This window comes from Lelliottia sp. JS-SCA-14 (assembly GCF_035593345.1).
Lineage (GTDB): Bacteria > Pseudomonadota > Gammaproteobacteria > Enterobacterales > Enterobacteriaceae > Enterobacter > Enterobacter wanjuensis.
Genome location: NZ_CP141606.1, coordinates 3,082,331 through 3,101,896, shown reverse-complemented (window position 1 = coordinate 3,101,896; position 19,566 = coordinate 3,082,331). Strand labels below are relative to the sequence as shown.

The window sequence follows — 19,566 nt, the reverse complement described above, 5'->3', positions numbered from 1 at the left end:
GCCGGATGCGCGTTGCTTATCCGGCCTACAAAAGACCACAGACCAACGACAAAGACAATTTTGACCATTTTGGGTCAGGGCCGACTGTTGCCTGAAAAAGGGTAAGACCATGAATAAATTAACCTGTTTCAAAGCCTACGATATTCGCGGCAAATTAGGCGAAGAGCTCAACGAAGATATTGCGTGGCGCATTGGCCGCGCGTACGGCGAATACCTGAAACCGAAAACCATTGTGCTGGGCGGCGATGTGCGCCTGACCAGTGAAGCGCTAAAACTGGCGCTGGCGAAAGGGCTGCAGGACGCGGGCGTGGACGTGCTGGATATCGGCCTGTCCGGTACTGAAGAGATTTACTTCGCCACCTTCCACCTGGGCGTGGACGGCGGCATCGAAGTGACTGCCAGCCATAACCCGATGGATTACAACGGCATGAAGCTGGTGCGCGAAGGGGCGCGTCCGATCAGCGGTGACACCGGCCTGCGCGACGTGCAGCGCCTGGCGGAAGCCAACGATTTCTCGCCGGTGAACGAATCCGCGCGCGGCAGCTACCAGCAGATCGACCTGCGCAAAGCGTACATCGACCATCTCCTCGGCTACATCAACGTTAAGAACATCACCCCACTCAAACTGGTGATCAACTCCGGGAACGGCGCGGCAGGCCCGGTGGTGGATGCCCTCGAAGCGCGCTTCAAAGCCCTGAATGTCCCGGTCACCTTCATCAAAGTTCACAACACCCCGGACGGCAACTTCCCGAACGGCATTCCTAACCCGCTGCTGCCCGAGTGCCGGGACGATACCCGCAACGCGGTGATTGAGCACGGCGCGGATATGGGCATCGCCTTCGACGGCGACTTTGACCGCTGCTTCCTGTTCGATGAGAACGGCCAGTTTATCGAGGGGTATTACATCGTCGGCCTGCTGGCGGAAGCCTTCCTCGAGAAAAATCCGGGGGCGAAGATCATCCACGACCCGCGCCTTTCCTGGAACACCGTCGATGTGGTCAGCGCCGCGGGCGGCACGCCGGTGATGTCGAAAACCGGTCACGCGTTCATCAAAGAGCGCATGCGCGAAGAAGACGCCATCTACGGCGGAGAAATGAGCGCCCACCACTACTTCCGCGATTTTGCCTACTGCGACAGCGGGATGATCCCGTGGCTGCTGGTGACGGAACTGCTGTGCCTGAAAGGGCAAACCCTGGGCGAACTGGTCCGCGATCGCATGGCGGCGTTCCCAGCGAGCGGTGAGATCAACAGCAAGCTGGAACTGCCGGCCGAGTCCATCGCCCGCGTGGAGCAACACTTTGCCCTGCACGCGCTGGAGATCGACCGCACGGATGGGATCAGCATGTCGTTCCCGCAGTGGCGCTTCAACCTGCGCTCGTCGAACACGGAGCCGGTGGTGCGCCTGAACGTGGAGTCGCGTGCCGACGTCCCGCTGATGGAGGCACGAACGCAGGACATTCTGGCGCTGTTGAAGGCGTAATGATATTTCGTCGCCCCTCACCCTAACCCTCTCCCCATAGGGGAGAGGGGATCGCTCGGAGCGGTCTTTTCACCCTCGCCCTATGGGGAGAGGGCCGGGACGAGGGGAAACTCAAACAGGAACAACGATGACAAATCTAAAAAAGCGCGAGCGAGCCAAAACGAATGCATCGTTAATCTCTATGGTGCAGCGTTTTTCTGACATCACCATCATGTTCGGTGGGCTGTGGGTCGTGTGTCAGCTAAGCAACCTGTCGTTTTTATACATGCACCTGTTGATGGCGCTGCTGGCGCTGGTGGTCTTTCAGATGATCGGCGGGATGACGGATTTTTACCGATCATACCGCGGCGTCAAAATGACCACCGAGCTGATGCTCCTCCTGCAAAACTGGACCTTGAGCCTGATCTTCAGCGCCGGGCTGGTGGCATTCAGCAGTGACTTCGATAACAGCCTCAAAACCTATCTGTGCTGGTATGCGTTAACCAGCGTCGGGATGGTGGTTTGCCGCTCCCTGATCCGCTTCTTCGCCGGGTGGCTGCGCAATCGCGGCTACAACAAGCGTTATGTGGCGGTGGCCGGGGATTTACCCGTAGGTCAGGCGCTGCTGAACAGTTTTCGCAAAGAGCCGTGGCTGGGCTTTGACGTGGTGGGGGTGTATCACGACGCCAAACCGGGCGGAGTGACCTCGGACTGGGCGGGCAACTACGAGCAACTGATCGAAGACGCGCGCGCGGGCAAAATTCATAACGTCTATCTCGCCCTCAAGATGAGCGAAGAGTCCTGCATCAAATACCTGATGCGCGAGCTGGCCGACACCACCTGCTCGGTGATCCTGATCCCTGACGTCTTTACCTTCAACATTCTGCACTCGCGGATTGAAGAGGTGAATGGCGTGCCGGTGGTGCCCCTGTACGACACGCCGCTCTCCGGGATTAACCGTCTGCTGAAACGCGCGGAAGATATCGTCCTTTCTTCTCTGATTCTGCTGCTGATCTCCCCGGTGCTGTGCGGGATTGCGCTGGCGGTCAAAATGACCTCGCCCGGCCCGATTATCTTCCGCCAGACCCGCTACGGGATGGACGGCAAGCCGATCATGGTGTGGAAATTCCGCTCCATGAAGGTGATGGAAAACGACAGCGTCGTGACCCAGGCCACGCAGAACGATCCGCGCGTGACCCGCGTGGGGAACTTCCTGCGCCGCACATCGCTGGACGAACTGCCGCAGTTTATCAACGTGCTGACCGGCGGGATGTCGATTGTCGGGCCGCGTCCCCATGCGGTGGCGCATAACGAGCAGTACCGCGCGCTGATTGAAGGCTACATGCTGCGTCACAAAGTGAAGCCGGGCATTACCGGCTGGGCGCAGATCAACGGCTGGCGCGGGGAAACCGATACCCTGGAAAAAATGGAAAAACGCGTTGAGTTCGACCTGGAGTACATCCGCGAGTGGAGCGTCTGGTTCGATATCAAGATCGTGTTTCTGACGGTGTTCAAAGGTTTTGTCAACAAAGCGGCCTACTAACATGAGCTTACGTGAAAAAACCATCAGCGGGGCCAAGTGGTCGGCGATGGCGACCATCATCATCATCGGCCTCGGGCTGGTGCAGATGACGGTGCTGGCGCGCATTATTGATAACCATCAGTTTGGTTTGCTGACGGTGTCATTAGTGATTATCGCCCTGGCCGATACCCTGTCGGACTTCGGGATTGCCAACTCGATCATTCAGCGCAAAGAGATTAGCCATCTTGAACTCACTACTTTGTACTGGCTCAACGTCGGGCTGGGGATGGTGGTGTGCGTGGGCGTGTTTTTGCTGAGCGATGTTATCGGCGATGTGCTGAATAACCCGGATCTCGCGCCGCTGATCCGCACGCTGTCGTTTGCCTTTGTGCTGATCCCCCACGGTCAGCAGTTCCGCGCCCTGATGCAAAAGGAGCTGGAGTTCAACAAAATCGGCATGATCGAGACCTCTTCGGTGCTGGCCGGTTTTACCTTCACCGTCGTCAGCGCTCATTTCTGGCCGCTGGCGATGACGGCGATCCTCGGGTATCTGGTCAACACCGCCGTGCGCACGCTGCTGTTTGGGTTCTTTGGCCGCAAGATTTACCGTCCGGGCCTGCATTTCTCGCTGGCGTCGGTCTCATCCAATCTGCGTTTTGGTGCCTGGCTGACCGCCGACAGCATTATCAACTATGTGAACACCAACCTCTCCACCCTGGTGCTGGCGCGTATTCTCGGGGCGAGCGTCGCGGGGGGCTATAACCTGGCGTACAACGTGGCGGTTGTCCCACCGATGAAGCTCAACCCAATCATCACCCGCGTGCTGTTCCCGGCGTTCGCCAAGATTCAGGACGACACCGAGAAGCTGCGTGTGAACTTCTACAAGCTGCTGTCGGTGGTGGGGATTATCAACTTCCCGGCGCTGCTCGGGCTGATGGTGGTTTCTAACAACTTTGTTCCGCTGGTGTTTGGCGAGAAGTGGAGCGGGATCATCCCGATCCTGCAGCTGCTGTGCGTGGTGGGCCTGCTGCGCTCCGTCGGCAATCCGATCGGGTCGCTGCTGATGGCGAAAGCGCGGGTCGATATCAGCTTCAAATTCAACGTGTTTAAAACCTTCCTGTTTATTCCGGCGATTATCGTCGGCGGCCAGACGGCGGGCGCGATTGGCGTGACGCTGGGCTTCCTGCTGGTGCAGATCGTCAACACGGTGCTGAGCTACTTCGTGATGATTAAGCCGGTGCTCGGCTCCAGCTATCGTCAGTACATCCTGAGCCTGTGGCTGCCGTTCTACCTGTCACTGCCGACGCTTGTTGCGAGTTACGGATTAGGGATTGTGCTCAACGGCCATCTGCCGCTGGGCGTACTGCTGGCGGTACAGATCGCCGCCGGTGCGCTGGCGTTTGGGGTGATGATTGTGCTGTCCCGCAATGCGCTGGTGGTGGAGATGAAACGCCAGTTTTGTCGCAGCGAGAAGATGAAAACGTTGCTGAGGGCGGGGTGATTTCCCCCTCACCCTAACCCTCTCCCAAGGGGAGAGGGAACTTTTCACCCTCTCCCTGTGGGAGAGGGCCGGGGTGAGGGCATCAGGCCGCACCTGTTATGTGAAGAACCCCTTTTAGAGGTCATTATGAAATTATTGATTCTGGGCAACCATACCTGCGGCAACCGTGGCGACAGCGCCATTCTGCGCGGTCTGCTGGATGCCATTAACACCCTTGAGCCTGAGACAGAAGTGGATGTGATGAGCCGCTACCCGGTGAGCTCGTCGTGGTTACTCAATCGCCCGGTGATGGGCGATCCGCTCTACAGCCAGATGAAACAGCACAACACCGCGACGGGCGTGGTGGGGCGCGTGAAGAAAGTGCTGCGTCGCCGCTATCAGCATCAGGTGCTGCTGTCGCGCGTCACCGACACCGGCAAGCTGCGCAATATCGCCATCGCGCAGGGCTTTACCGATTTTGTGCGCCTGCTGTCGGGCTACGACGCCATTATCCAGGTCGGCGGATCCTTCTTTGTCGATCTGTACGGCGTGCCGCAGTTTGAGCATGCGCTCTGTACGTTCATGGCGAAAAAACCGCTGTTTATGATTGGTCACAGCGTCGGGCCGTTCCAGGATCCGCAGTTCAACCAGCTGGCAAACTATGTTTTTGGCCACTGCGACGCGCTGATCCTGCGGGAATCCGTGAGCCTCGATCTGATGAAACGCAGTGAGATTGATACGTCGAAAGTGGAACACGGCGTGGATACGGCCTGGCTGGTGGACCATCAGAACGACAACTTCGAGGCCAGCTACGCGGTTCAGCACTGGCTGAACGTGGCGGCAAAGCAGAAAACCGTCGCCATCACCCTGCGCGAACTGGCGCCATTTGATAAACGTCTGGGAACCACCCAGGCCGCCTACGAACAGGCGTTTGCCGAAGTGGTGAATCGCGTGCTCGACAGCGGGTATCAGGTGCTGGCGCTCTCGACCTGTACCGGGATCGACAGCTACAACAAAGATGACCGCATGGTGGCGCTGAACCTGCGCAATCTGGTTAACGATCCGTCGCGGTACCACGTGGTGATGGACGAGCTCAACGACCTGGAGATGGGCAAACTGCTTTCCGCCTGCGACCTGACGGTGGGCACGCGCCTGCACTCGGCGATTATCTCCATGAACTTTGGTACGCCGGCGATTGCCATCAACTACGAACACAAATCGGCGGGCATCATGCAGCAGCTCGGCATGCCGGAGATGGCGGTGGATATTCGCCATCTGCTCGACGGTTCTTTGGGCGCGATGGTCGGTGACACGCTGGGCCAGCTTCCGGAGGTCAACGAACGCCTGGCGCGCGCGGTGAAAGCGGAACGCGAAAACGGCATCAGCATGGTCAAATCCGTCCTCGACCGCATCGGGGAGGGCAAATGAAGGTTGGATTCTTCTTACTGAAATTCCCGCTCTCGTCTGAAACTTTTGTGCTCAACCAAATCACCGCGTTTATCGATATGGGATACGACGTGGAGATTGTCGCCCTGCAAAAGGGCGATACGCAGAATACCCATGCGGCCTGGACGCAGTACGATCTTGCGGCGAAAACCCGCTGGCTGCAGGATGAGCCGCAGGGCCGTCTGGCGAAGCTGCGCTACCGTGCAACCCGGACGCTGTGCGGGTTGCATCGTCCCTCGACGTGGCGGGCGCTGAATGTGTCGCGCTACGGCGCGGAGTCGCGCAACCTGATCCTCTCGTCGATTAGCGGGCAAACCGCGCGACCGTTTCGTGCCGATGTGTTTATCGCCCACTTTGGCCCGGCTGGCGTGACTGCGGCAAAGCTGCGCGAGCTGGGCGTCATTGACGGCAAAATCGCGACCATTTTCCACGGGATCGACATCTCCAGCCATGAGGTGTTGAACCATTACACCGGTGAATATCAGCAGCTTTTTCGTCGCGGCGACATGATGCTGCCAATCAGCGACCTGTGGGCCGGACGGCTGAAAACCATGGGCTGTCCGTCCGACAAAATCACCGTGTCGCGGATGGGGGTGAACATGGAGCGCTTCACCCAGCGCCCGGTGAAAGTGCCGGGCAAACCGTTGCAAATTATCTCCGTGGCGCGTCTCACCGAGAAAAAAGGGCTGCATGTGGCGATCGAAGCCTGCCGTCAGCTCAAGTCGCGCGGGGTGGATTTCCACTATCGCATCCTCGGGATTGGCCCGTGGGAGCGCCGCCTGCGCACGCTGATCGAACAATATCAGCTCGAAGGCGTTGTCGAGATGCCGGGCTTTAAACCCAGCCATGAAGTCAAAGCCATGCTCGACGAGGCAGATGTGTTTTTGCTGCCGTCCGTCACCGGCGCAGACGGCGATATGGAAGGGATCCCCGTCGCGCTGATGGAGGCGATGGCGGTCGGTATTCCGGTCGTGTCCACCGTGCACAGCGGTATTCCGGAGCTGATCGAGCCCGGCCATTCCGGCTGGCTGGTGCCGGAAAACAACGCCTCGGCGCTGGCCGACCAGCTGGCGGCGTTTAGCGATATCGATCAGCAGGCGCTGGCCCCTGTGCTGCACAACGCGCGGCAAAAAGTCGAAACCGAATTTAATCAGCAGGTGATAAATCGTCAGTTAGCGAGCCTGTTACAAACGCTATAAGCCGAGGTGGTATGCTGAAAAAAATAACCCGACGCACTTTCGTGACCTCCTGCTCTTTGCTGGCCGCGACGCCGCTGCTTACCTCCCGCCTTGCGCGGGCGGCGGGGGGCGGGACGGTCGACATCAGCCAGTACAATCGCAAGGACTGGATCGCGGCCTTTAAGCAGGCCTTCGTCGATGGCGACACGGTGGTGGTCCCGGCGGGACTCACCTGCGAGAACATCAACACCGGGATTTTTATTCCCGATGGCAAAACCTTGCTTATCCGCGGTGCGCTGACCGGGAATGGTCGCGGGCGCTTCGTGCTGCAGGAAGGCAGTAAAGTGATCGGCGAAGGGCAGGGCCGCACGGAAAATATCACCCTGGATGTGCGCGGTTCTGACTGTGTGATCCAGGGGCTGGCGATGAGCGGCTTTGGCCCGGTGACGCAGATATACATCGGGGGCAAAAAGCCGCGGGTCATGCGTAATTTGCTGATCGACAATATCAGCGTGTCGCAGGCCAACTACGCCATTCTGCGACAGGGATTCCATAATCAGGTCGACGGGGCGCGGATCACCAATAGTCGTTTCAGCCATCTGCAGGGCGATGCGATCGAGTGGAACGTGGCCATCAACGATCGCAATATCCTGATCTCCGACCACGTCATCGACAACATCAACTGCACCAACGGCAAGATTAACTGGGGCATCGGCATCGGCCTGGCCGGGAGTACGTACGATAACGACTACCCGGAAAAGCAGACGGTGAAGAACTTTGTGGTGGCAAACATCACCGGGAGTAACTGCCGCCAGCTGGTTCACGTCGAGAACGGTAAACACTTCATCATCCGTAACGTCAAAGCGAAAAACATCACTCCGGATTTCAGTAAGAAAGCGGGGATTGATAACGCGACGGTGGCGATTTACGGCTGCGATAATTTTGTCATCGACAACGTCGAGATGGTCAACAGCGCCGGTATGCTGATCGGTTACGGGGTGATTAAGGGCGACTATCTGTCGATCCCGCAGAACTTCAGGCTCAACAACATCCACCTGGATAATCGTGAGCTGGCATATAAACTGCGCGGTATCCAGATTTCGTCCGGCAATGCGACTTCATTTGTCGCCATCACCAACGTCGAGATGCAGCGTGCTACGCTTGAACTGCATAACAAACCGCAGCATCTGTTTTTGCGTAACATTAAGGTGATGCAGGAAGCGACCGTTGGGCCCGCGCTGAAGATGAATTTTGACCTGCGCAAAGACGTGCGCGGCAAGTTTATGGCGAAAGACAAGACGTTGCTGTCGCTGGCAAACATCCATGCGGTGAATGAGAAAGGGCAGAGTTCGGTGGATATCGACCGGGTGGATCAGCAGGTGGTGAATGTGGAGAGGTTGAACTTCAAATTGCCCCACAGATAGGTTTTGCGCCAGCCATTTTGCGATTATTCTGGGGCAGAACTGTGACGTATTCGGACAACAACTACTGTATTTTGTGGGTCGAAAGCGTACCATCAGGTCCAGAATTACCGCAAAACATGCTGGCGAAAACAGGTTTAACAGCTATAATTCGGCAACCATTTTAAGGTGGAAGAAATAATGATTAATTTGAAAGCAGTCATTCCGGTAGCGGGTCTGGGCATGCATATGCTGCCAGCCACGAAGGCGATTCCAAAAGAAATGCTACCGATCGTCGACAAGCCGATGATTCAGTACATCGTTGACGAGATTGTTGCTGCAGGGATCAAAGAAATCGTTCTGGTGACCCATTCATCCAAGAATGCGGTAGAGAACCACTTCGACACCTCTTACGAACTCGAAGCGCTGCTTGAGCAGCGTGTTAAGCGTCAGCTTCTGGCCGAAGTGCAGTCTATCTGCCCGCCAGGGGTGACCATCATGAACGTTCGCCAGGCGCAGCCGCTGGGCCTGGGACACTCCATTCTTTGTGCTCGCCCTATCGTGGGTGACAACCCATTCATCGTCGTGCTGCCAGATATCATTCTTGACAATGCGTCTGCCGATCCGCTGCGTTACAACCTTGCCGCTATGGTCGCGCGTTTCAATGAAACGGGCCGCAGCCAGGTGCTGGCAAAACGCATGAAAGGCGATCTGTCCGAGTACTCTGTGATTAAAACTAAAGAGCCGCTGGATTCAGAAGGGCAGGTGAGCCGTATCGTCGAGTTCATCGAAAAACCCGATCAGCCGCAGACTCTGGCTTCCGATCTGATGGCGGTGGGCCGCTACGTACTGAACGCTGATATCTGGGCCGAACTGGAAAAAACAGAACCGGGCGCATGGGAACGTATTCAGCTGACAGATGCAATCGCCGAGCTGGCGAAGAAACAGTCCGTTGATGCGATGCTAATGACCGGCGACAGCTACGACTGCGGTAAGAAAATGGGGTACATGCAGGCGTTCGTGAACTACGGGCTGCGTAACCTCAAAGAGGGCGCGAAGTTCCGTAAGAGCATTGAGAAGATGCTCACGAGCGAGTGATTCTTCAGTCCTGTTAAGCGCCACGAGCAAAGTAGCGGCAACCGTCATCCTGAGCGAAGGTAAATCCTCAAGATTGATAGTTGCCGTTTTTTGTTTTTAAATTCCCAGAATTACAATGAGTTACCTGTTGTTTTTTTGGACTACTTGATAAGGATTTCTACTTGTTTCTGGGGGCGATAAGGACGACAATTAACGTTCTTCTGTGGTTATCCACTGGTTTTTTTACGTCCGGAAACTGACCGCAGAACACTCATTTTAAGCAATCGCTCAGTGCACTGGTAGCTGTTAAGCCTGGGGCGGTAGCGTGTCAATTTTCTGTTTTCGTCCCTATTATCCTGAATTCAGAACATCAATATCTCGATATATTCAATCTACGGAATAGCTAACGTGAAAATTCTTGTTACTGGCGGTGCCGGTTTTATCGGTTCAGCTGTAGTACGGCATATTATTAAAAATACCCAGGATGAAGTGGTCAATGTCGACAAATTGACCTATGCCGGTAACCTGGAATCGCTTGCTGATGTGAGTGATAGCGAGCGTTATGCGTTTGAGCAGGCAGACATCTGCGACAAAGCGGCGATGGAACGTATTTTTGCTGCTCATAAGCCTGATGCGGTGATGCATCTTGCAGCGGAAAGTCATGTGGATCGTTCTATCACTGGCCCGGCGGCGTTTATCGAAACGAATATCGTCGGCACTTATGTCCTTCTGGAGGCCGCTCGCACCTACTGGTCAACACTGAGTGATGAAGCCAAAGCCGCATTCCGCTTCCACCATATTTCGACTGACGAAGTGTATGGCGATCTGCCTCATCCTGACGAGCATCCGGCGTCAAGCGAACTGCCACTGTTTACTGAAACAACCGCTTATGCGCCGAGCAGCCCGTATTCTGCTTCTAAGGCTTCGAGCGATCATTTGGTCCGCGCCTGGCTTCGCACCTATGGTTTCCCAACCATGGTGACCAACTGCTCTAACAACTACGGTCCATACCATTTCCCGGAAAAACTGATCCCGCTGGTTATCCTGAATGCCCTGGACGGTAAAGCACTGCCTATTTATGGCAAGGGCGACCAGATCCGCGACTGGCTGTATGTGGAAGATCATGCCCGCGCGCTCTATACCGTAGTCACTCAGGGTAAGCCCGGCGAAACGTACAACATCGGTGGTCATAACGAGAAGCAAAACCTCGATGTTGTTCACACCATCTGCGACCTTCTGGATGAAATCGTTCCTAAAGAAGGGTCATATCGCGATCAGATTACTTACGTCACAGACCGTCCGGGACATGACCGTCGTTATGCGATCGATGCCCATAAAATTGGCGAAGAGCTGGGTTGGGAACCGCAAGAGACGTTTGAGAGCGGGATCCGCAAAACCGTTGAGTGGTATCTGGCTAATTTTAGATGGTGTGAGCGAGTGCAGGATGGGAGTTATCAACGTGAGCGTCTGGGGTTAACAAAATGAAAGGTATAATTTTAGCTGGTGGTTCAGGCACGCGGTTGTACCCCATTACTATGGGGGTTTCAAAACAACTCCTTCCTGTTTACGACAAACCAATGATTTATTACCCTTTATCTGTTTTGATGCTTGCAGGCATCAAAGACATACTAGTCATTACTACGCTTGAAGACCAGGCTGGATTCCAGCGTCTTCTTGGAGACGGTAATCATCTTGGTATCAAAATTGAGTATGCCATTCAGCCTAGTCCAGATGGCCTCGCTCAGGCATTTATTATTGGTGAAGCATTTATTGGTGATGATTCAGTCTGTCTAGTGCTTGGTGATAATATATTTTTTGGCCAAGGTTTTACACCTAAATTAAAAGCAGCAGCAGAAAGAAATACCGGCGCAACAGTATTTGGCTATCAAGTTATGGATCCCGAGCGGTTTGGCGTAGTGTCTTTTGACCAAAATTATCAAGCAATAAGTATTGAGGAAAAGCCAGTTAAACCAACATCAAATTGGGCAGTAACAGGTCTTTATTTTTATGACAATAGCGTGATTGAAATAGCAAAGAATATAAAACCCTCATCGCGAGGGGAATTAGAAATCACGGCAGTTAATGAAATTTATTTAAAGCGTAATGCCTTAAATGTTGAACTCCTTGGGCGAGGATTTGCATGGCTAGATACCGGTACTCATGACAGCCTCATTGAGGCCGGTAGTTTTGTTGAAACAGTTCAGAAACGCCAGGGCATGATGGTTGCTTGCCCTGAAGAGATCGCTTGGCGCAATGGTTGGTTACAGGATGACGAATTGTATCAGCTTGGAAAAAAAATAGAAAAAAATCATTACGGGAAATATCTCATTAATCTGGTAAACAAACATGAAAGTTGAATTGATCCCATTACAAAAACATGGAGATGAACGTGGCATGCTTGTTGCTCTTGAACAAGCAAAGAATGTTCCATTTGAAATTAAACGTGTTTATTACATGTTTGGCACTCAGGATAATGTTCGCCGTGGATATCATGCACATAAGGAGTTGAGACAGCTTGCTATTCCGGTCAATGGTTCTTGTCGGTTTATGCTTGATGATGGGCAAGAAAAGGTTGAAATACTCCTAGACAATCCAGCGCTGGGTTTACTTATCGAACCACACATGTGGCATGAAATGTATGATTACTCACAGGATTGTATTCTATTAGTTTTAGCAAGTGATGTTTATGACGAGAGTGACTATATTCGAAATTACGAAGAGTTTGTGGAGAGGTTAAAATGAAAATCCATGACTTGAGTGACGTACAGACGGATCAGATAGGTACAGGGACAACTATCTGGCAATATGCGGTTATATTACCGCAGGCTGTGATTGGAAAAGATTGTAATATTTGCGCTCATACATTTATAGAAAATGATGTGAAAATAGGTGATCGAGTTACAGTGAAGTCTGGAGTATTTCTATGGGATGGTATTTCCATTGAAGACGATGTGTTTATTGGCCCCTGTGTTGCGTTTACCAATGATAAACATCCTCGCTCCAAACAATATCCTGAACAATTTCTCAGAACTATTATTAAAAAGGGTGCTTCCCTTGGCGCAAATGCAACAATTTTGCCAGGAATAACTATTGGTGAGGGGGCAATGGTTGGCGCTGGGGCCGTGGTCACAAAGAATGTAGCACCATATACAACAGTTGTGGGTAATCCTGCTAATTTAATTTTAAAAGGAGATTAAAATGGTTGATTTTTTGAATCTAAAACGAATTAATTCTAGATATACTGAAGAGCTTAAAGATGCTTGTTCGCGAGTAATCGATTCTGGCTGGTATATCATGGGAGATGAGCTTAAAAAATTTGAAAAGGATTTTGCAGATTGGTGCGGGACAAAACATGCAATTGGTGTTGCAAACGGATTAGATGCATTGACATTAGTACTAAGAGCCTGGAAAGAAATGGGGCTCTTGAAGGACAATGATGAGGTTATTGTTCCTGCGAATACGTATATAGCGTCTATCTTAGCAATAACTGAAAATAATCTTACCCCAAGATTAGTTGAGCCAAATATAGAAACTTTCAATTTAGATGCAAAAGGTATTATTGAAGCTATTACTGATAAAACTAAAGTAATTTTACCTGTTCATCTTTATGGACAGATTTCTCCAATGAACGATATACAGAAAATTGCTCATGAATATAAACTTCTAGTTCTAGAAGATTGTGCTCAAGCGCACGGTGCAAATATTAATAATAAAAAAGCTGGGAATTGGGGAGATGCTGCTGGATTTAGTTTTTATCCTGGTAAAAACCTTGGTGCATTGGGTGATGCTGGCGCGATTACAACAAATGATGATAAGTTAGCAGAGGTATTATTTGCTTTGAGAAATTATGGTTCTCATAAGAAATATCATAATATTTATACTGGTACGAATAGCCGACTGGATGAGATTCAAGCAGCAATGCTGTCTGTTAAGTTAAAATATATTGAAGATGAAACAAAAATTAGACAACGGATTGCATCTAGATATTTAGAAGAAATAAAAAATGAACATATCGAATTACCAAAGCTAACAAGCCAGCAAGGGCATGTCTGGCACCTGTTTGTCTTAAAAACAAAGAGGAGAGAGGCATTGGTTAGTTATCTACAAAATGAAAACATCGCTACGATGATACATTATCCAATCCCGCCCCATAAACAACAAGCATACGATAACCTAAAACATTATCATCTTCCTTTAACTGAAACCATTCATAATGAAGTTTTATCCATACCATTAGATCCAACAATGTCCGATAGTGAAATTGAGATGGTGATAAATGCAGTGAATGGTTTTATGGGATGAGGAAGCTTCTTTCAGTAACCTTTTTTACTGGGCTATTGACATTATCCCGTATGATTGCGGGATTTATAGTTGCTAAAGTAGTCGCCATTTACACTGGCCCAACAGGTATTGCAATGTTGGGTCAGTTGCAAAATTTAATCAATAGTATAACTGGTCTTATTAATTCTCCGGTGAATACATCCGTGGTGAAATTCACCGCTGAGAAGCATCTTGAGGGTTACGAAGCATGCTCTAGTTGGTGGCGAGTAAGTATAAGATGGACGATAATTTTATACAGCATAATCGCGCCAATACTTCTATTGTTTTCATCTTTTGTTTCACATTTTTTGTTCGAGACAGAAACTTACTCATGGATTATAGTTGCCAGTGCCTTTTCGTTACCTTTTACTGCGATAGGAACATTTATTAACTCTGTTCTAAACGGTCAGAAGTTATATAAGCAATACGTAATACTTGGCATGATTTCAGTTGTACTATCGTCAATTGTTATGTTGAGTCTCGTTGTAAAATACGGAATTCAAGGGGCATTGATAGCCGTAACAATACAAAATGCTCTTATAGGTTTGGGTATGTTACTATTTGCTATCCACAAACCATGGTGTCGGTTAAAATATCTATTTGGGAGCATTGATAAAGAAAACTCTAAAATAGTATTAGGTTATGTACTTATGGCAGTAGTGTCTGCGGTCACAATGCCGACAGCATTGATCATAATTCGTAAGTTACTTATTTCAGAAGTAGGTTGGGAGATTACGGGATATTGGCAAGCCGTATGGAAAATCTCTGAAACCTACTTAACTGTAATAACTATGTCACTATCTATTTATTATCTCCCTTTGTTGTCGACGATCAAATCGGCAGAAGGTTTAAAAAAAGAGATAAAAAGTACAGCGTACATTGTTATGCCTGCAGTAGCTTTAATGGCACTGATAATTTACCTGTTTAGAGATATGGCGCTTTCTATTCTATTTACTGAGTCATTTAGAAATGCAAGAGAGCTTTTTTCCATACAATTATGCGGCGATGTTGTAAAGATTCTTTCTTGGCTTTATGCATACGCTTTGATTTCAAGAGGAGCAACAAGACTCTTCGTATTATGTGAAATTACAGCTGCGGTGACTTTTGTGACAATGTCATATTTTTGTATAAAAGAGTTTGGTGCTCAAGGTGCAAATATTGCATATTTATTAAACTATATTGTATATTTTATTTTGGTTTATATCTGTTTACAGAAAGGCATTAAAGAAAACTCCTGATTGTGCGGAAAGGGCTAGCCAGTGAATGCTGAAAAAAAATTAATTACAGTTTGTGTGGTTACGTATAACTCAAGTTCAACTATTATTGAGACCTTGGATAGCATAAAAAATCAAGATTACGGAGTGGGCAATATAGAGTTGATTATTGCGGATGATTGTTCTTTTGATGATACGATGTGTTTGATTAATAACTGGCTTGAATCTAATGGTTTCGCTTTTAATTCCACGCATGTCATAGTAGGACAGTATAATGTTGGGCTAACAAAGAATATAAATAAAGCGTGGAAATTATCGCAAGGGCAATGGATTAAGTCAATCGCAGGTGACGACGTATTGATGCCTAGTTGTATTACAGATAATGTCAATTTTGTTAGCAAAAATAATATCAATAGTGTTGTATTTTCTCTAATGCAATCTTTTTCAAAAGACAACTCGAACAATAGCCAGTATCCTTCAAAATTACAGAGAAGTAAGCTCAAGCAATCTAGAGAAAAACAATTAGAATTTTTAGCGAGTGCGGGCGGCTTTGCTTGCGCGCCATCAGCTTTCATTAATAGAGCAATGATGGAGAAGGTTGGCTTTGCAGATGAAAGATTTTTAATGCTAGAGGATTCACCGCTATGGTTACGGATCCTTGAAGCTGGAGAGAAACTCTTTTTCATGGATGTTATAACTGTAAAATATCGAGTCGGAAATTCTATTTCACAATCCGGTCATTCACTCTTCAATATTGGGCATTTGCAGCAACGACTATTAGTAGATATTTACTTATTTAAGGAAAAGTGCACCATAATTGTAAATCTGAGAAAGGCAGTATTTTATGCATTGTGTATAGGTTTATCATTAGTGCTAGGCACGAAGAAAACAATGATTAATAAATTAATATATCGTGTTGCACTGTTATTTAAACCATATTGGCTAAGGGATAAATTAACTAAATGATAAAAAGAAACAGGCTGACTTTACATTCATGTGTCATTTCTTTGATTATATTTATGGGGGTTTTTAATTTTTATATCCCTGGCGTTGGACCAGCACTTTACGGCGCATTTTTGTTAAGTCTCTTTTTCATTGTCTTTAACATTAAACGCTTGTCTGGAAATTGGAATTTAATATCCAAGGCATACGCATCTTTCACATTAAAATATATTTTGCCATTTTCATTAATTATGGCACTAGTTACTTTCAGAACCCTTTTTGAAGGGGGGATAGATACAACTTACTTAGTATCTCTGACAAAGATTTTACTATTTAGCATTGTGGCAACTTTATTCGCAGTTTGCATTTTTATTTCAGAAAAAGTTGAAAGCTTAAGTGATATAAATCGACATATTTATAGAATAACATTAATTCAGTCGCTAATCATCATCACCGCCATTCTCATTCCTTCATTTTCGGAAGTTATAAAAACGCTACAAAATAATGATGCGAATAACTCATCACTTGTATCTGAGGGATTACGCGGAGTTGCATTATCAAGTATGCAATTTTATGCATTAGCCTGTTATTTTTGTGTTGTTTTGATTTTGCTTGCAAACGATTTTGTGAAAAAAAACACATCAATTCTCTATACTTCAATACTTTTACTATGCATAGCAGCGTCTTCGATATTTATAAGCCGCACAGCCATTTTAGGTGTGGTCATATTTTTTCTCTTCATTTTTAATCCATTTTCCAGATTCTCTAAGAAAAGAAGCATCATATTACTAATGATATTCATAGGGTTTGGGTGCCTTGCCCTGCTATTTTCTTTTTTGGCATTCCCTGATCAGTTAGCTGTTATACAAGAAAAAGTACTCCCATGGGCATTTGAAATTATCTATAAATATAATGATACTGGGGGAGTATCTACTGCTTCGACAGATGAGTTAAAAGGCATGTATTTTGCGCTTCAAGAACATACCTTTATATTTGGTGATGGGCTATATGCTGGTAGTGAAGAAGGAACATATTACATGGCTACCGATGCTGGCTATATGAGGCCAACACTTTATGGTGGTATTTTTCTAATACTCTCAATGGTTTATGTTTGGTTCTATTGGCTAAAAAAAATATGTATTTTGGAAAAATCGAACACTTTGCTTTTGGCTCTTTTTCTTTTATCACTTGCCTTACAATATAAAGGGGAATTTATTATTGTTAATTATTGTACATCAATTATCTTTGTCTTGTTATTGATGGCATCTTTTCTTATAAATGCTAAATATAATGGCCGTGTGATATGAAACAAAAAATTTGTTTTTTTGCAATAGATTTATACGATAAGGGAGGGCTACAAAGGGTTACTATTGATATCGCTAATAAGTTAGCCGACTATTGCAATGTGCACATTCTCACATTTTCACATCCCGTTGAAAAAGAGTTTCCCTATAAATTAAGAGATGATATTAATGTTACTTTTATTGACAAGCCAGAAAAGTCTGAGTCGTTGTCAAGAAATTTACGTATTGTAAGAACTATATGGCTAGTTAATAAATATTTAAAAAAACATGACTTCGATTGTTTTGTAAGTGTTGGAATGGCTTCTATTGTCTGGACTGTTTTACCTCAATTATTCAATCGTTGTAAATATGTTTGCTGGGATCACACAAGTTACTTGAGAAAAGAGTCATGGGCAAAACGTGGGCGTTCCCTTTCAAAAATTTTTGCAGATGAGATAGTCACGTTAACTCATAAAGATGCCGCATTGTGGCATAATAAGAAAGTTACAGTAATCTATAACCCCGCACCTTTTGATTTTTCTCATGCCGATAGAATGTTACTAAATACCTATAAAAAAAATCAAATTGTTGCTCTTGGAAGATTTGTGGAAGTTAAGGGCTTCGATAGGTTGCTTGATATTTGGTCGATTGTAAATAAAAAATTCGATAAGCCTTTTATGTTGAGAATTATAGGTGAAGGACCTTTCAAAGAACATTTAGAGCAAAGAATTATAAACGAAAGGATTGATCACGTCGTAATTGATTCATTTGTTAATAATCCCGGGCTAATATATGCAGAATCTAAATTGCAAGTTCTAACTTCATTTTATGAAGGGTTGTCAATGGTTCTTATCGAAGGGTTAATTTATCGCATTCCTTCCATATCATTCGATGTTCCATCTGGACCTGGGGAAGTCATTGAAGATTGTAAAACCGGTTTCCTTATTAAAGATGACGAATTAAGTATTTTCGCTGATAAACTAATTGATTTGATGTCTAACGAAAAACTATTGCAAGAGTTATCGGATAATTGTTTACAGTCTCGAGCAAGGTTTGCCTCTGATAATATACTGAAGCAATGGATCGATTTGATTGGAGAAAAAAAATAAAAATGAAAATTCTATTTATCTCTAATGCTTCTGGATATGGGGGTAGTGAACGATCGCTTGAAGTAATTGCTAAACAGTTGGCCCAGACTCAAAGCGTGACAGTTTTTGCTGAAAATGATATCCATATTGGAAACTTAGAAGTTTCAAATATCGAAATCATAAAATCTCATACAGGGAACAAAATTCAACGTTTGTTTAATGATTTACATCGTTTAAGAAATGAAGCAAAACAAGCTGACGTTATCATTACAAATACAAATAAAGCTGCGTTTTATGTTGCAATACTTGTACTTATAACAAACAGAATTAAAAAGAAAAAGAAAATGGTTTTTGTTCGTGATTTCCAATGGAAATTTCGAGGGTTAATCTTCTGGGCATTAAAGAATGCAAGCTTTTATGTTGCTAGCCCAGCTGTTATTGACTACCTTGCCCCATATAAAATTAAACCAAAAGTTATTCCAAATCCAGTTGAATTGCCGGAAGAGGACATGCTTGATAATGATGTATCTGAAACTGATCCTGTAATAGTTTGCCCCGCGATGATTTCCAAGTGGAAGGGATTAGAATATTTAATTAGGGCCTTATCGGAAGTAAATGTAAAATGCAAGCTATACATTTTAGGTAAAATTGTAGATAGGGATTATTACGACTTTCTTAAAAGTGAAGCTGATAAAATAAAGAATGGAACTACAGTGACTTTTATTGAATATACTTCAGAAATGGAGAAGTATTATCGAATAGCTTCACTTGTAGTTAATTCCTCTATTTCCCTGTATGGAGGTCCAGAAACATTTGGTAGAACGATTGTTGAAGCCTGGTCATTTAAAAAACCTGTTATTGCGTTTTCCTGCGGAGGCCCTAAATTTCTTATAGAAAATTATAAAGATGGTATTCTCATTGATGAGGCAAATGTAAATGCATTATCATCTGCTATTAACGAATTATTAGATAATCAATCGTTAGCTCGACAATTAGGTTTAAACGGATATGAAAAAACCATCAATGAATTTAGTTCAAAAAAAGTAGCTGCGAGATTTATAGAAGAAATTTCAATAATTTAACCATTCAAAATTTCGGTTTGGCTAAAAAATTATCTAGTCGATTTTATTGTTGTGAACTATATGGCTTAATTTGAT

General features: G+C 47.1%; 16 protein-coding genes and 2 pseudogenes. All 18 read left to right on the top strand.

Going from position 1 to position 19,566, the window contains the following annotated elements:
* The first annotated feature begins 109 nt into the window (after nucleotides 1–109).
* Entirely contained in the window at nucleotides 110–1,480 is a 1,371-nt protein-coding gene (gene cpsG, locus U9O48_RS14565) for a colanic acid biosynthesis phosphomannomutase CpsG (protein WP_324722724.1), read from the top strand.
* A 127-nt stretch (nucleotides 1,481–1,607) separates the two neighbouring features.
* Nucleotides 1,608–3,002, top strand: a complete 1,395-nt coding sequence (wcaJ, locus tag U9O48_RS14560; protein ID WP_285144112.1) for an undecaprenyl-phosphate glucose phosphotransferase — start codon at nucleotides 1,608–1,610, stop codon at nucleotides 3,000–3,002.
* 1 nt (nucleotide 3,003) lies between these two features.
* On the top strand, nucleotides 3,004–4,482 hold the full coding sequence (gene wzxC, locus U9O48_RS14555) for a colanic acid undecaprenyl disphosphate flippase WzxC (protein WP_285149352.1): 1,479 nt from the start codon (nucleotides 3,004–3,006) through the stop codon (nucleotides 4,480–4,482).
* Between the two features lie 126 nt (nucleotides 4,483–4,608).
* On the top strand, nucleotides 4,609–5,889 hold the full coding sequence (gene wcaK / locus U9O48_RS14550; protein WP_324722723.1) for a colanic acid biosynthesis pyruvyl transferase WcaK: 1,281 nt from the start codon (nucleotides 4,609–4,611) through the stop codon (nucleotides 5,887–5,889).
* On the top strand, nucleotides 5,886–7,106 hold the full coding sequence (gene wcaL / locus U9O48_RS14545) for a colanic acid biosynthesis glycosyltransferase WcaL (protein ID WP_324722722.1): 1,221 nt from the start codon (nucleotides 5,886–5,888) through the stop codon (nucleotides 7,104–7,106). Before wcaK ends, wcaL begins: the two co-directional genes overlap by 4 nt.
* Nucleotides 7,107–7,117: 11 nt before the next feature.
* Entirely contained in the window at nucleotides 7,118–8,509 is a 1,392-nt protein-coding gene (wcaM, locus tag U9O48_RS14540; RefSeq protein WP_324722721.1) for a colanic acid biosynthesis protein WcaM, read from the top strand.
* Between the two features lie 177 nt (nucleotides 8,510–8,686).
* Nucleotides 8,687–9,583: a GalU regulator GalF gene (galF, locus tag U9O48_RS14535; RefSeq protein ID WP_282493973.1), complete on the top strand. Its 897-nt coding sequence runs from the start codon at nucleotides 8,687–8,689 to the stop codon at nucleotides 9,581–9,583.
* Nucleotides 9,584–9,970: 387 nt separating this feature from the next.
* The gene (rfbB, locus tag U9O48_RS14530) at nucleotides 9,971–11,047 is read left to right on the top strand and encodes a dTDP-glucose 4,6-dehydratase (protein ID WP_324722720.1); all 1,077 of its coding nucleotides are present in this window, start codon (nucleotides 9,971–9,973) and stop codon (nucleotides 11,045–11,047) included.
* Nucleotides 11,044–11,919, top strand: a complete 876-nt coding sequence (gene rfbA, locus U9O48_RS14525) for a glucose-1-phosphate thymidylyltransferase RfbA (RefSeq protein WP_324722719.1) — start codon at nucleotides 11,044–11,046, stop codon at nucleotides 11,917–11,919. Before rfbB ends, rfbA begins: the two co-directional genes overlap by 4 nt.
* Entirely contained in the window at nucleotides 11,909–12,304 is a 396-nt protein-coding gene (locus U9O48_RS14520; protein WP_324722718.1) for an FdtA/QdtA family cupin domain-containing protein, read from the top strand. The genes rfbA and U9O48_RS14520 overlap by 11 nt, the downstream gene beginning before the upstream one ends.
* Nucleotides 12,301–12,474, top strand: a pseudogene (locus tag U9O48_RS23385) (N-acetyltransferase); the annotation flags it as partial. The gene U9O48_RS14520 and the pseudogene U9O48_RS23385, both read left to right, overlap by 4 nt.
* Nucleotides 12,466–12,744: pseudogene (locus tag U9O48_RS23380) on the top strand (acyltransferase); the annotation flags it as partial. The pseudogenes U9O48_RS23385 and U9O48_RS23380, both read left to right, overlap by 9 nt.
* Nucleotides 12,745–12,760: 16 nt before the next feature.
* Nucleotides 12,761–13,864, top strand: a complete 1,104-nt coding sequence (locus U9O48_RS14510) for a DegT/DnrJ/EryC1/StrS family aminotransferase (protein WP_324722716.1) — start codon at nucleotides 12,761–12,763, stop codon at nucleotides 13,862–13,864.
* A complete protein-coding gene (locus tag U9O48_RS14505; RefSeq protein ID WP_324722715.1) occupies nucleotides 13,861–15,120 on the top strand; it encodes an O-antigen translocase in 1,260 nt (419 codons plus the stop codon). Before U9O48_RS14510 ends, U9O48_RS14505 begins: the two co-directional genes overlap by 4 nt.
* Nucleotides 15,121–15,141: 21 nt before the next feature.
* A complete protein-coding gene (locus U9O48_RS14500; RefSeq protein WP_324722714.1) occupies nucleotides 15,142–16,062 on the top strand; it encodes a glycosyltransferase in 921 nt (306 codons plus the stop codon).
* Nucleotides 16,059–17,345 (top strand): hypothetical protein, encoded by a 1,287-nt coding sequence (locus U9O48_RS14495; RefSeq protein WP_324722713.1) that lies wholly within the window; start codon nucleotides 16,059–16,061, stop codon nucleotides 17,343–17,345. Before U9O48_RS14500 ends, U9O48_RS14495 begins: the two co-directional genes overlap by 4 nt.
* On the top strand, nucleotides 17,342–18,430 hold the full coding sequence (locus U9O48_RS14490; RefSeq protein ID WP_324722712.1) for a glycosyltransferase: 1,089 nt from the start codon (nucleotides 17,342–17,344) through the stop codon (nucleotides 18,428–18,430). Before U9O48_RS14495 ends, U9O48_RS14490 begins: the two co-directional genes overlap by 4 nt.
* Nucleotides 18,400–19,491, top strand: a complete 1,092-nt coding sequence (locus U9O48_RS14485) for a glycosyltransferase family 4 protein (protein ID WP_324722711.1) — start codon at nucleotides 18,400–18,402, stop codon at nucleotides 19,489–19,491. Before U9O48_RS14490 ends, U9O48_RS14485 begins: the two co-directional genes overlap by 31 nt.
* Nucleotides 19,492–19,566 lie beyond the last annotated feature (75 nt).

What these genes read in the sequence shown, in the direction of transcription:
- wzxC (WP_285149352.1), top strand. Translation starts at nt 3,004, where the DNA reads ATGAGCTTACGTGAAAAAACCATCAGCGGGGCCAAGTGGTCGGCGATG.
- wcaK (WP_324722723.1), top strand. Translation starts at nt 4,609, where the DNA reads ATGAAATTATTGATTCTGGGCAACCATACCTGCGGCAACCGTGGCGAC.
- galF (WP_282493973.1), top strand. Translation starts at nt 8,687, where the DNA reads ATGATTAATTTGAAAGCAGTCATTCCGGTAGCGGGTCTGGGCATGCAT.
- U9O48_RS14510 (WP_324722716.1), top strand. Translation starts at nt 12,761, where the DNA reads ATGGTTGATTTTTTGAATCTAAAACGAATTAATTCTAGATATACTGAA.
- rfbA (WP_324722719.1), top strand. Translation starts at nt 11,044, where the DNA reads ATGAAAGGTATAATTTTAGCTGGTGGTTCAGGCACGCGGTTGTACCCC.
- U9O48_RS14520 (WP_324722718.1), top strand. Translation starts at nt 11,909, where the DNA reads ATGAAAGTTGAATTGATCCCATTACAAAAACATGGAGATGAACGTGGC.
- wcaM (WP_324722721.1), top strand. Translation starts at nt 7,118, where the DNA reads ATGCTGAAAAAAATAACCCGACGCACTTTCGTGACCTCCTGCTCTTTG.
- cpsG (WP_324722724.1), top strand. Translation starts at nt 110, where the DNA reads ATGAATAAATTAACCTGTTTCAAAGCCTACGATATTCGCGGCAAATTA.
- U9O48_RS14495 (WP_324722713.1), top strand. Translation starts at nt 16,059, where the DNA reads ATGATAAAAAGAAACAGGCTGACTTTACATTCATGTGTCATTTCTTTG.
- U9O48_RS14485 (WP_324722711.1), top strand. Translation starts at nt 18,400, where the DNA reads ATGGATCGATTTGATTGGAGAAAAAAAATAAAAATGAAAATTCTATTT.
- U9O48_RS14490 (WP_324722712.1), top strand. Translation starts at nt 17,342, where the DNA reads ATGAAACAAAAAATTTGTTTTTTTGCAATAGATTTATACGATAAGGGA.
- wcaJ (WP_285144112.1), top strand. Translation starts at nt 1,608, where the DNA reads ATGACAAATCTAAAAAAGCGCGAGCGAGCCAAAACGAATGCATCGTTA.
- wcaL (WP_324722722.1), top strand. Translation starts at nt 5,886, where the DNA reads ATGAAGGTTGGATTCTTCTTACTGAAATTCCCGCTCTCGTCTGAAACT.
- U9O48_RS14505 (WP_324722715.1), top strand. Translation starts at nt 13,861, where the DNA reads ATGAGGAAGCTTCTTTCAGTAACCTTTTTTACTGGGCTATTGACATTA.